Source organism: Pseudoalteromonas sp. NS-SX12 (assembly GCF_057367955.1).
Window position 1 is genome coordinate 688,119 of record NZ_CM170634.1, and the last position, 12,326, is coordinate 700,444.

At 40.4% G+C, this 12,326-nt stretch carries 15 protein-coding genes and 2 tRNA genes; 11 read left to right on the top strand and 6 right to left on the bottom strand.

What is annotated here, in order from left to right; translation table 11 throughout:
• The first annotated feature begins 87 nt into the window (after window positions 1-87).
• Complete coding sequence (locus AC2IOM_RS03260; RefSeq protein ID WP_010562175.1) at window positions 88-558, top strand: Rsd/AlgQ family anti-sigma factor; 471 nt, start codon at window positions 88-90, stop codon at window positions 556-558.
• Between the two features lie 21 nt (window positions 559-579).
• Here the strand turns inward: AC2IOM_RS03260 and AC2IOM_RS03265 are convergent, their stop codons facing one another.
• From AC2IOM_RS03265 to fkpA, 3 genes are all read right to left on the bottom strand, one after another.
• Window positions 580-1,152, bottom strand: coding sequence for a TetR/AcrR family transcriptional regulator (locus AC2IOM_RS03265; RefSeq protein WP_486359115.1), 573 nt, complete (start codon window positions 1,150-1,152; stop codon window positions 580-582).
• Window positions 1,153-2,613, bottom strand: coding sequence for a coniferyl aldehyde dehydrogenase (locus AC2IOM_RS03270; RefSeq protein WP_486359116.1), 1,461 nt, complete (start codon window positions 2,611-2,613; stop codon window positions 1,153-1,155). It abuts the gene before it with no gap.
• Between the two features lie 121 nt (window positions 2,614-2,734).
• Window positions 2,735-3,487, bottom strand: a complete 753-nt coding sequence (gene fkpA, locus AC2IOM_RS03275; RefSeq protein ID WP_486359117.1) for an FKBP-type peptidyl-prolyl cis-trans isomerase — start codon at window positions 3,485-3,487, stop codon at window positions 2,735-2,737.
• 224 nt (window positions 3,488-3,711) lie between these two features.
• On the opposite strand from fkpA, the gene AC2IOM_RS03280 reads away from it, so the two are divergent.
• Both AC2IOM_RS03280 and AC2IOM_RS03285 read left to right on the top strand, forming a co-directional pair.
• The gene (locus AC2IOM_RS03280) at window positions 3,712-4,692 is read left to right on the top strand and encodes a WD40 repeat domain-containing protein (RefSeq protein ID WP_486359118.1); all 981 of its coding nucleotides are present in this window, start codon (window positions 3,712-3,714) and stop codon (window positions 4,690-4,692) included.
• On the top strand, window positions 4,689-4,901 hold the full coding sequence (locus AC2IOM_RS03285) for a SlyX family protein (RefSeq protein ID WP_486359547.1): 213 nt from the start codon (window positions 4,689-4,691) through the stop codon (window positions 4,899-4,901). Before AC2IOM_RS03280 ends, AC2IOM_RS03285 begins: the two co-directional genes overlap by 4 nt.
• A gap of 17 nt (window positions 4,902-4,918) precedes the next feature.
• Here AC2IOM_RS03285 and AC2IOM_RS03290 read toward each other — a convergent pair whose 3' ends face one another.
• Window positions 4,919-5,119: a YheV family putative zinc ribbon protein gene (locus AC2IOM_RS03290; protein ID WP_010562181.1), complete on the bottom strand. Its 201-nt coding sequence runs from the start codon at window positions 5,117-5,119 to the stop codon at window positions 4,919-4,921.
• 100 nt (window positions 5,120-5,219) lie between these two features.
• Here AC2IOM_RS03290 and AC2IOM_RS03295 point away from each other — a divergent pair, with 100 nt between their 5' ends.
• From AC2IOM_RS03295 to AC2IOM_RS03330, 8 genes are all read left to right on the top strand, one after another.
• Entirely contained in the window at window positions 5,220-7,148 is a 1,929-nt protein-coding gene (locus tag AC2IOM_RS03295) for an ATP-binding cassette domain-containing protein (RefSeq protein ID WP_486359119.1), read from the top strand.
• Window positions 7,138-7,599: a TIGR02444 family protein gene (locus tag AC2IOM_RS03300; RefSeq protein ID WP_486359120.1), complete on the top strand. Its 462-nt coding sequence runs from the start codon at window positions 7,138-7,140 to the stop codon at window positions 7,597-7,599. The genes AC2IOM_RS03295 and AC2IOM_RS03300 overlap by 11 nt, the downstream gene beginning before the upstream one ends.
• A 97-nt stretch (window positions 7,600-7,696) precedes the next feature.
• Window positions 7,697-7,840 carry a DUF3149 domain-containing protein gene (locus AC2IOM_RS03305; protein ID WP_010562184.1) on the top strand — a complete coding sequence of 48 codons (144 nt, stop codon included), beginning with the start codon at window positions 7,697-7,699 and terminating at the stop codon, window positions 7,838-7,840.
• Window positions 7,841-8,158: 318 nt separating this feature from the next.
• On the top strand, window positions 8,159-9,145 hold the full coding sequence (locus tag AC2IOM_RS03310; protein WP_486359121.1) for a hydrolase: 987 nt from the start codon (window positions 8,159-8,161) through the stop codon (window positions 9,143-9,145).
• A complete protein-coding gene (locus tag AC2IOM_RS03315) occupies window positions 9,142-9,375 on the top strand; it encodes a YheU family protein (RefSeq protein ID WP_100912445.1) in 234 nt (77 codons plus the stop codon). The genes AC2IOM_RS03310 and AC2IOM_RS03315 overlap by 4 nt, the downstream gene beginning before the upstream one ends.
• 148 nt (window positions 9,376-9,523) lie before the next feature.
• Window positions 9,524-10,729 carry a dipeptidase gene (locus tag AC2IOM_RS03320; protein WP_010562187.1) on the top strand — a complete coding sequence of 402 codons (1,206 nt, stop codon included), beginning with the start codon at window positions 9,524-9,526 and terminating at the stop codon, window positions 10,727-10,729.
• A 71-nt stretch (window positions 10,730-10,800) separates the two neighbouring features.
• Window positions 10,801-11,403: a DNA-J related domain-containing protein gene (locus AC2IOM_RS03325; RefSeq protein ID WP_486359122.1), complete on the top strand. Its 603-nt coding sequence runs from the start codon at window positions 10,801-10,803 to the stop codon at window positions 11,401-11,403.
• A gap of 5 nt (window positions 11,404-11,408) precedes the next feature.
• Window positions 11,409-11,867, top strand: a complete 459-nt coding sequence (locus AC2IOM_RS03330; RefSeq protein ID WP_486359123.1) for a GNAT family N-acetyltransferase — start codon at window positions 11,409-11,411, stop codon at window positions 11,865-11,867.
• 152 nt (window positions 11,868-12,019) lie between these two features.
• Here the strand turns inward: AC2IOM_RS03330 and AC2IOM_RS03335 are convergent.
• Window positions 12,020-12,096, bottom strand: a tRNA-Met gene (locus AC2IOM_RS03335).
• 73 nt (window positions 12,097-12,169) lie between these two features.
• Window positions 12,170-12,246 (bottom strand) — tRNA-Met (locus AC2IOM_RS03340).
• Between the last annotated feature and the right edge of the window lie 80 nt (window positions 12,247-12,326).

Sequence of the window (12,326 nt, forward strand, 5' to 3'; positions counted from 1 at the left end):
ATCTTAATTAAATATGTTAAAAATCAGTTGACCTTTCATCAAGATTTCATTGTTATAGCTATTAGATTGAAGTAAAGGGACAAATATATGCTTACGAGATTAGAAAAAGCCAAAGAAGAATGGGGTGGAGCTCACTCGGCAATCGATAACTGGTTGCAAGAGCGTCAAGATTTACTCGTAATTTACTGTAAGCTTGCTGGTTTACCTCCCTATGAACGAAGCGACCAAGCGCTACCGCAAAAGTCTGAAATACTTGAGTTTTGTCAGATTCTGATGGACTACCTATCTGCGGGTCATTTTGAGATTTACGATAACTTAGTGAAGGCATGCGCTGAAAAAGGCCCTGAAAGCCTTAAACTTGCACAATCGCTTTATCCGCAAATTTCAGCTTCAACAGATATAGCACTTAGCTTTAACGATGATTACGCCAACGCAAAAGAAAAAAGCTTAATGCCTAAGTTTGACGAAGACCTTTCAACATTAGGTCAAGTTCTTGAGCAACGCTTCGAACTTGAAGATGAGCTTATTGAGAATCTATACACTCATCACAGTGAATAAGTGGCGTTAATTAACGCCATTTTAATTTCTGCAGATTAGCCCGAACAAACAAGTGTTGAAGCTATTATCAATAAGCTTCTCAGCATCCAAAATATTTGCCTGCTCGTGACTTAAGTAAAGCACTGTATTAATAAGGCTTTGTTGAATATGCATTGCAATAAAGTCAGTTGGCAAAGCCACAAAGTTACCTTGCTGTTTTTGCAATTCAATATACTCAGTCAAAAAATAAAAGACACTATTCAAAACACCTTGTTTAAAGTCCATTTCAAGCCATGGACTAGCATAATAAATAGTAAAAAATGAAAACTTTTCTGGATTATCAAGCCCCCATTTTATTACGCTTCGCCACACACTTAATGCCTGCTCATTACTATTGATTGCGTTACTTAACTGTAAACTTGCCACCAACTCCTGCTTCAGACTTAAATACAGAGCTTCTACTAACACCTTCTTATTTTCAAAGTGATGAAATAACGTTCCCGTCGCTACACCAGCATGCTTTGCAATGCTCGCGGTCGATGTTTCAGAGATACCTTGTGCAACAAATAATGTTAATGCCGCGTCCAGTAAGTTTTGTTTTTTTGAGTTACCCATTTAACGTACAAACAACTTTGTTAATAATGACTTTGCCAATCCCTTAAATTTTAAAATAAGCTTAACGCGCGGTAACCATAATGATGTTTTTAATACTGTACGCTTATGGCAAAACGTTTCAAACCCTTCACGACCATGGTAATTACCAACGCCCGACTCCCCTATTCCACCAAATGGTGCATCATCAGCCCCCACATGCATTAAGGTATCATTAATACATACGCCGCCACTGTGTGTTTGCTGCAAAATCTGATTAATTGCCAACTTGTCCTTGGACATAATATAAAGTGCCAATGGACGCGCTTTGCTATTGATATAGTTTATCGCTTCGCTAAGTTCACTGTAGACAATTACGGGCAGCACAGGTCCAAATATTTCATTCTGACAGGCCAGCATTTGCTCATTCACATCAACTAGTAATTGTGGTGGCATAATGCGATTTTGCACGTCAATTTCATAGCCTTTAGGCGATAACACCCGAGCGCCTTTACTTTTTGCGTCATCTAACAATGCTTGCAGTCGTTCAAACTGCGCTAAATTGATAACGGCACCGTACTCATCATTGAACTTATCAACATCATATAAAGCAGCGAATCTTTCTAAATAAGTCTGACAAAATGCTAAATGCTGAGATTGTTCAACAAGCACGTAATCAGGCGCAACACAAATTTGACCCGCATTAACCGATTTACCAAGAATAATCGCATCAGCCGCCTTTTCTAAATCAGAATCAGGCGTAATCACTACCGGAGATTTTCCGCCAAGCTCCAAGGTATTCGGTATTAATCGTTCGGCACACGACTTTGCCACTAAGCGCCCGACAGACGTCGAGCCAGTAAAAAACACATGATCAAAAGGAAGCTGAGTAAATTTAGCGGCGACATCAGGCCCACCCTCAATAATCGTCACGCTATCGCTTAGCGATGAAAAAATCTTACGTAATACCTGATTAGTAAATGGCGTATATTCGCTCAATTTAACCATTACTTTATTACCAGCCGCCAACGCCGTTGCAATTGGCCCAATACTTAAAAATACAGGGAAATTCCAAGGCACAATTACACCCACCACACCTTTAGATTGTTTGTGAACATAAATGGATGATGGCGCGAGCAGCAAACCGGCACTGCGCCTTTCTGGTTTTAACCATGTTTTTAAGTGCTTTAAGGTATAATTAAGATGCTGAACACTCGGTAATATATCCGCCATCAAACTATCAAAATCAGGGCGCTTTCCATAGTCTCGGTTTAATGCAACTAGCAAACTTTGTTGGTTTTCAATCAGCGCATTTTTCAAGCTATTAAGTAGGGTTTTACGCTCAATTAAACTTGGCTGTTTATTAGTAAGGTATTGTTGTTTTAGTGTTGAAAATGATGCTTCAAGATCAATTGCATTAACATCTTGTTGTGCTGATGCGTCGACAGACTCAAGGTTAACTGGGTGTGAGGTGGATGAATTCATAAAACGTCTAAACCTAATAAAAAACCGACTGATTAGTCAGTTTAATTTAGAGCAATAATTCAGCAAAGGCAAATAAAAAAGCCACCCGACTTGGGTGGCTTTTTAAAACTGGTAATTAAAATTACTCAGAAGCAGCTTCTTTTTCAGCTTCAGGCTGAACTACTTTTAAAAGCTCAACTTCAAAAATTAGCGTTGAGTTTGCAGGGATCTTACCAAGATCACGCTCGCCGTACGCAAGTTCAGAAGGGATAAAGAACTTGTACTTTGAACCTTCTGCCATAAGTTGAACACCTTCAGTCCAACCTTTAATAACGCGATTTAGTGGGAAAGTAATTGGCTCACCGTGAGAGTAAGAGCTATCAAACTCAGTACCGTCAATTAATGTACCTTTATAGTGAACTTCAACAGTATCTGTTGCTAACGGCTTCTTACCTTCACCTTCAGAAAGAACTTGATACTGAAGACCTGAATCAGTTGTTACAACGCCGTCTTTTTTGCCGTTTTCAGCTAAGAAAGCAACGCCTTGTGCTTTAACTTCTTCAGCTTTTGCTTGCGCCGCAGCTTGCTGCTTTTCAGCAACTTCAGTATTTAGTTTCGTTAGAAGCTCTTTAATTTCGTCTTCTGTTAGCTGTGATTTACCCGCTAGAGACTCTTCTAAACCAGCAACGATAAGTGCTTTATCTAGTTCAAAACCAACTTCAGTTTTACCTTCTAGATCTTTCTTAACAAACTCACCGATTGAAGCGCCAAGGCCATATGCTTGTTTTTGTACTTCGGTCTCTAATTTTACTTCAGCTTTCGGTGCTTCTTTATTACATGCAGCAAGTGCAAGCACTGATGCAGCAACAAATGAAAGTTTAAATACTTTTTTCATCTTTTTCTCCGGCAAATAAAATGCCTTTTATCTACAATTATCTAAGTTAAAATTAAATGAGTTACATGATAGGCTGACAAACATCGATGTAAAACACAAATAATGACGACAAAGACGTTAACCTGAGACAACGCCGATAATTATTATCTGTAACTACCTTGTTCTCAAAACTCGTCCTAGTCTAACCTCTCACAGTCTAAGAGTTAAGGAAAATTAGATTAAAAATGAAGCCATTTAGTATAACTTTATTAATTTTTATCCTATTTACCTTAACGGCGTGCGATAACAACGATGTGGTACCAAACAATGCGCAAGAACATGCTGTACAAGGCAGTTACGCAGCGGCTCTTAATTCCAATGGCAGCCTTGCAGTTGTCTCCTCTATCAATCATGGCATTTCAGTATGGAATTTGAATGACAATGCATTGCTTTACCAATGGAGCCACCAACAAAGCGAAGACAACCTCGTTCTCGCTATAGACATTAGTGACGATAATAAGTTCGCTGTTACAGCAGACCGCACTAATTTTGCTGTCTGGAGCTTAGAAAATGGTGAGAATATCGGCTTTTGGAAAATTCAAGAATCGAGCATTCGCGATATAGCCGTTAGCAATAACGGTCGTTACGTGCTTTATGGACGAGGTGACGGAAAAGTAATTCATATCGATCTAACTACTGGTCGCAGAATCGAATTTTTGGGTCACACCGAAAAAATTAACGCCGTCGATTTATCACCCAATGGCTATTACGCGCTAACTGGTGCAAATGACTACACCGCATATTTGTGGGATACCCGCAGCGCACAGGTAGTTCACCGTTTTAATCATCCAAGTCGCGTAACCCAAGTAAGTTTAGACCGAGAAGGCCGCAGAGCCTTTACCGCCGACAGTAAAAAACAAGCAAGTGTATGGAACTTACAAACAGGCGAACAAATTAGTAACCTGCAATTCAGAGCGCGACAAAAAGTATTTAGCGCTGTGCGCTTTAGCCCTGATGCTAGTCAACTACTCACAGGTTCGCCGGCTCGCACCATTGCATTATGGGATGCAAACTCAGGAAAAGAGCTACAAACATGGCAAGTAGCACCGCGCAAAGACTCGCGCCCAAAATCAGCAGTAGTATATGACATCGCTTTTAGCGATAATGGGCAGATTATCAGTGAAAGTTCTAACGGTTTATCTGAAACATGGCAAATGAACAAATAACCAGTCTTGAAGCGCGTATTACCGAACTTGAAACAAAGGTAGCGTACCAAGATGAAACTATCGACATTTTAAATGACGAGCTAAAGCAGCATCAAATGGCGATGGCAAAAATGACCCGTCAAATTGAGTTGGTAGGTGAAAAGCTAAAAGAAATTAAACCGTCTTCGGTAGTCGGTGAAGAGCATGAAACCCCGCCACCGCATTACTAAATTGACGTTAAGCCTGATCACTCAGGCTTAAATACACCAATTACTTGTTCAAACTGGCGTGTAGACGCTTGAACTTGGCCTTCAGCCTGCGTCATCGTATGACCACATTCAACACACTCTACTTTTTCAACATCCATTTCTTTGTATAGCATCATGGTATCTTGCTTTTTACACTCTGGGCAGGTTGCGCCTGCGATAAAACGTTTTTTCTGTTTCATGGTTTTCAAATTAATCACAATGTTGATAAAGCGATTTTAACAAACAACACTGATTACTTGATATACTAGCGCAAGAAAAGTTTTCAAAAATGCTTACTAAATGATTCAAATCTCTAATCTAGAATTACTGCGTGGTGGCAAGCCACTATTAAAAAATACCAATGCAACCTTATTTGCGGGCCACAAAGTAGGTCTTGTTGGCAATAATGGCTGTGGTAAATCAAGCCTGTTTGCACTTATTCGCAATGAGCTATCACCAGATATGGGCGAATGTAGTATTCCTAAAGAGTGGCGTATTGCATCAGTAAAACAAGAAACGCCCGGATTAGATATTTCAGCACTAGAGTATGTGCTGCAAGGTTACGAAGAGTATTACGCACTGCGAGAGCAGCTTCATGTAGCCGAACGTACCAACGACGGGGCAAAACAAGCTGAACTTCACCTCGCTTTAGAAGAACTGCAGGCTTATCACATTGAAGCCAAAGCAGGTGAGTTATTGCATGGTCTAGGCTTTTCGCAGCAGCAAATTTCTCTGCCGGTAAAATCATTTTCGGGTGGTTGGCGCATGCGCTTAAACCTTGCCCAAGCGTTATTACAAGAAGCAGATTTACTACTGCTGGATGAGCCAACCAACCACTTAGATTTAGATGCGGTTTACTGGCTAGAAAAGTTTTTGAAAACCTACCCAGGTACATTAGTGCTAATATCACACGACCGTGAATTCTTAGATGCTATTGTCAGCGAAATCTGGCACGTTTATCAGCAGCAAATTCACACTTACAAAGGTAACTACAGCCAGTTTGAGCGCATTAAGGCTGAAAAACTAGCTCAGCAGCAAAGTAACTTTGAAAAGCAACAAGAGCAAATAGCGCACTTAGAAAACTTTATTCGCCGCTTTAAGGCCAAAGCCAGCAAAGCCAAACAAGCGCAAAGTCGTGTTAAAGCACTCGAGCGAATGGAAAAACTGGCGCCAGCACATATCGACTCGCCATTTAACTTTAGTTTTAAAGAGCCACCCAGCTTACCAAACCCACTTATTTCTTTAGAAAAAGTGAAAGCGGGTTATGGCGATGTCACCATTTTACAAGACATCAAACTAAACCTTGTTCCAGGTAGCCGCATTGCGCTACTCGGTAAAAACGGCGCGGGTAAATCAACGTTAATCAAATTATTAGCAGGCGAGTTAAACGCGCAATCAGGCGAATTTGTGCACCACCAAGGCTTGCGTATTGGTTACTTTGCGCAGCATCAACTCGAATCGCTCGACCCAAGTGCATCGGCCATTTTGCATTTGCAACGTCTGGATAACAAAGCGACAGAGCAAGAACTAAGAGACTTTCTTGGTTGCTTTGCGTTTCATGGCGACAAAGCGCTTGAGCCTGTAGCGCCATTCTCTGGTGGCGAAAAAGCGCGTTTAGTACTGGCATTATTGGTGTATCAAAAACCTAACATCTTGCTACTCGATGAACCAACCAACCACTTAGATCTTGAAATGCGTCATGCTCTCGTAATGGCACTGCAAGGATTTGAAGGGGCAATGGTTACGGTATCGCACGATCGTCATTTATTAAAAAACACTTCAGATCAGTTTTATTTAGTGGATAGCGGTCAAGTAACTCAACTTGGTTACGAGATTGAAGATTACTACGCATGGCTTGCCAACAAAGACGTTGCTAAAACACCTGAAAGTGATACAGCGCCAGTTGAAAGCAAACCTAACAAGGTGCAAAACCGCAAAGAACAAAAACGCCTTGAAGCTGAATTTAGAAAACAAATGCAGCCATTAAAGCGTGAAATTGAAAAACTTGAAAAGCAGTTAGAAACAGTTAGTGATGCGCTGCAAAACGTTGAAAGCGCGCTAGCGGACGCCAGCATCTATCAAGATGAAAATAAGGCAGAACTTAATAAACAGCTAGCGGAACAGGCCAAACTTGCGCCACAGCTCATTGAGATTGAAGAAAGCCTGCTTGAAAAGCTCGAAACACTTGAACAAGAGGAAGCTGACTTTGCAGCCCAATTTGCAGAGTAGCAACCTCTGGCAGTTTGCTTTGCAGTATTATAGTAAAAGCGTGCGTAGCCGCGTGCTTTTACAGCTGCAAGATAAATACGCTGCCAATATCAATTTGTGCTTACTACTTAAATACCTCTCGCAACAAAACATAATCGTAAGCACCTCAACCATTGCCGTATTACATGCACACGTTACGGAATTTAGCCAAAACTACACGCAGCCGCTTCGCCAAATACGAGCCAACTTCAAACAGTCGTTGCAAACAATGGAAAATTACTCAGTATTGCGAACCCATATGCTCAATGCCGAGTTAGAGCTTGAAAAGCAAGAGCAGCAATTGCTAGTAGACGCCTTTAATCGCGCAACAACAAGCGATTCATTTCCTTCCTGCCCGCTTAAATACTACCTAGAAAACATTTTAGCAGTGCCAAAAACTGACCTAGATCAAACATTAACTCAACTTGCGTAACACGCGTAAATACGCGGGATAAATATTGATCTAAGTCATGATCATTATGCTCACCTTATTCTATTCTCTTTCGTGTTGACGTTAGAGGAGAAACACAATGAGCAATTTATTTAGAGACTTTTTCCAGGACCCTGTGCTCTTTTTATCATTTGGCATTTTAGGTGTTGTTATTGTTCTTTGCCTTTTCTACGTAGGCTTCTTTATCAATAAGATTAAGAACGATCAGCCTAGCGAGTCATAACCAGTTTTATAAAATTTGATAATGTGGGCTTTGGCCGGCATTTGAAAAACCCTGTTAGAATTAAGCACGACGCACTAAAGCATCAAACTAGGCAACTAGTTTGGTGCTTTATTTTTTCTAATACCAATTTGGATAATTAAGAGCTCTAGTGTGAGGCAATAAAACCGCACTGGTAGCAAGGCAATCACTTCGCTGTAAAGCTGCGCTACATGAAAAACTTTAATGCGGTTAGCAACAGATTTAATGCCTCAAAATGAATAATTATAATTGCGAATTGGTATGATACACTGAGCAAATATTTTTCTTTTGTACACAGCCATGGATCAAAACTTTAAGCCAGCTTGGTGGATGACCAATCGGCACGCACAAACCATTTTACCGCGCTTTTTTCGCCCAAACCTTACCGTTGATTACAATATTGAAGAAATCACTACGCCCGATCACGACTTTCTGCAACTGCTCTGGAGTTCTCAGCATATTGCTGCCGACGACAAACCGTTAGCAATTGTGCTGCATGGCTTAGAAGGAAATATTGATAGCTTCTACGCTAAAGGCATGATGAAAGCCTTAACTTTAGCCGGTTTTGATGTTGTGTTATTACACTTTAGAAACTGTGGACAAAAAGCTAATTTGCAGGCACGCGCCTATCACAGCGGCGAAACCAGCGATTTGCATTTTTTAGTTAATATATTAAAGCAACGCTTTCCAAGTAAGCCATTAATGGCTGTTGGCTTTTCACTCGGTGGCAATGTACTAACCAAGTACCTAGGTGAGTATGAAGACGAATGTCAGCTAGATGCCGCAGCCGTTGTTTCAGCCCCGTTTGCCTTAGCATCATCATGTAAAGTGATTCAAAAAAGTTGCTTTAAGCTTTATCAAAAATATTTATTGGATAGGCTAAAAAAGTCCACAGCAAGAAAGCTTGATAACATTAAAGAATCAATTAATTTAACGGCAAAGCAACTAGAAAACATTTACGATTTATGGGAATTCGACAATAAAGTAACAGCCCCATTACATGGTTTTATAGATGCGGCCGATTACTACCTAAAATCAAGCGGCAAACAGTATTTAAAACGCATCACAACTCCCACTTTAGTGATTCATGCAAAAGATGACCCTATGTTGTCACAAGAAGCTATTCCGCAAAAAGAAGACGTAAGCAACGCAGTTAAACTAATGGTTTCCAAGCAAGGTGGACATGTTGGCTTTATAAGCGGTAAAAACCCATTTAAACCAATTTTTTGGCTAGAGCAGCAAGTTCCCCATTTTTTCCAGCAACAACTTTTAGGCAAATTAAAATGATCGTTCCGATTGAACAAATTGACCCAGATACTCTGACTAATTTAATTAAAGAGTTTGTTCTGCGAGAAGGCACTGACTACGGTGAAGAAGAGGCAGCACTCAACTTAAAAGTTGAGCAAGTGAGAGCACAGCTCAAAAGTGGCACAGCGGTATTAGTGTTTTCTGAATTACACGAAACGATTAATATTATGCCAGCCAGTGACTTTGAATCACACCCAGATTATGAATAGAAAAGGCAGCGCCTTTTCTATTTTTTAACTTTTCACTTTCTTACTCACAACTTTCGATTACCAACAGCTCTCAACATTTCTATCGCGATTCTATTGCTTTACTCATTAAAGCAAGCACAATAAAGAAAACAACGACACAGAATCCACTATGAAATATCTAATAAAAACAAGCTTAATCGCAAGTGCCATAATGGCAACCTTCACAGCAGGTGCAACCCAATACACAGCATCAGAAAAAGCAGTAAAACTCGCACAAGAGAACTTATTAATCGACACCCATATCGATGTACCTTACCGCATTTACCACAAATGGGATGATGTCTCAAAAGCCACGGAAGGTGGTGATTTTGACTATCCTAGAGGTGTAAAAGGCGGTTTAAATGTGCCTTTTATGTCGATTTACATTCCAGCAAACCTCGAATTTGAAGGCAAAGGGAAAAGTTATCAACTAGCCAATCAATTAATTGATGGCATGGAAGCATTAGCACAACGTGCACCGGATAAATTTGCTATTGCAACCAGTACTGCCGACGTTGAAGCACAGTTTAAGCAAGGATTAATGTCACTTGCTATGGGCATGGAAAACGGCTCGCCAATGGAAGGGGAAATGGCAAACCTAAAGCATTTCTTTGACCGTGGTGTGCGTTACATTACCCTTGCGCACTCACAAAGCAACCATATTTCTGACTCGTCCTATGATATTCGTCGTAAGTGGAAGGGGTTAAGCCCGTTTGGCAAAGATCTAGTAAAAGAAATGAATAAAATCGGCATGCTGATTGATGTTTCGCATATTTCAGACGATGCGTTTTATCAAGTTATGGAATTATCGGAAGTGCCAGTGATTGCATCGCACTCATCACTGCGTAAATATACGCCGGGTTTTGAGCGCAATATGGATGACAAAATGCTGCTTGCTCTCAAAGAAAACGGCGGTGTTATTCAGATTAACTTTGGTTCAAGCTTTGTAACCTCTGCAGCGGGTGCTTGGGGCGATAAAATGAAAGCAGCACGCAAACAAGCCAAAGAGACTTTCGGCGAAAATAGTTCACAAGTAAAAGATTTCAGAAAAGCATACAGTGCTAAAAACCCATACCCGTTTGCAAGTTTAGAGCAAGTGCTGAATCATATTGACCATGTAGTAAAACTAATTGGCATTGATTACGTCGGTATTGGTTCTGACTACGACGGCGTTGGCGACTCACTGCCGATCGGTTTGAAAGACGTAGCAAGCTACCCTAACCTAGTGCAAGGTTTATTAGATCGCGGCTACTCTGATAAAGATATTATTAAGTTATTAGGCGGTAACACAATGCGTGTTTGGCGCGAAGCCGAAAGCTACGCTAAAAAGCACTAACGCTTATAAATGTTAGGCGGCATTGTGTCGCCTGACTTTCTCAGCAAGTGTTAAAACAGGAAGTGAACATTTTGAATAGCAACTTTGAAGCACTCTCATTAACACTGCAACAAGCTATTTTAGCGACGCTTTTACAATACCCGAATTGCAAACTCAACGCGCTTTTTAACCAATTAAAGCAACAAAAGCTACTACACACCCTAGATTCAAACCCAGAGCAAAACCTGTTTAAGCAAAACTTTCTGGTAATGAATGCCCTATTCAACCTTCAACATGATGCAAAAGAGTTAGGGTATAGTTTAATTATTGAGTCAATCAATATAAGGCTTGTTAAGTATCAAGAAAACCAAGTTACAAGTCATAACCCTACGCTGTCAGAGTATTATTTAAACTTTAACAATATCGCTATCTCAAACGATGAAATAAACCAGTTACTGGATAACTTTTGGCAGTACTACGCTGAACATAGCACAATAACATCAGATGATTTAACTACAGCATTTAACACGCTTGGCTTAGCTCGTGACGCTAATTTGAAACAGGTAAAGCGTGCTTGGTATAAAATCGCACTCGCATCACATCCAGATAAACAAAATAACCAGCATACTAGTGACTACATTAGAGCAAACCATGCCTATCAGTTACTGGTAAAACATTTCACGCAAAGTAAGTAACTCTGATGCAGCTAATACCCATTGAGCCTGAAAAGCTTCCTTTAGCTCTTTTACTCGAAGCCGATCCAAACATTGAAAAAGTACAGGCATATTTAGCAAATGGCATCTGCTTTGCCGCAGTTATCGATAATACTGTAACTGCTGCTTGTATCTTTCAACGACGCTCACACACCTCTATTGAACTAATGAATATTGCGGTGCAGCCAACTCATCAAGCACAGGGGATCGGTTCTAAGTTGCTGGCATATGCGATTGCCGAGATAAAATACAAAGGCGTTGAAATTATTGAATTAGGCACTGGAACTTTTGGCCATCAACTTAGCTTTTATCAAAAATTAGGGTTTCGTGTTGAAAGTGTGATTAAAAACCACTTTTTAGACAACTATCCTGAGCCAATTTTCGAAAATGGAATTCAGCATAAAGATATGCTCAGACTAACGCTTTATTTGAAAGGTATTTCATAGAAAATTAATAGTTTGCGACTTAATGAATTCAACTTAACGCGATACTAAGCGCCAATGATATTTGCCGCAAAGCTAAAAGCGTTAAATATAAAGGGGTTATTTCTAGAGAAGAAAACTATCTAAATAAACTGAAAAGTTGAATTATTAAGAAATGGTTGCGGGAGCCGGATTTGAACCGACGACCTTCGGGTTATGAGCCCGACGAGCTACCAGGCTGCTCCATCCCGCGTCAGAATGGTTCACGAACGTGAACAAGCCTTAGAAGTTTTAATTCATTCTAAAAGAATTGGCTACCAAAGAGTTGGTTGCGGGAGCCGGATTTGAACCGACGACCTTCGGGTTATGAGCCCGACGAGCTACCAGGCTGCTCCATCCCGCGCCTGTATTCTTAAGCTTTGCTGCTTAAGTGAGGCGCTATAATAAGGATTTATGACAGTTATGCAAGTTTTTTCTTTTAAA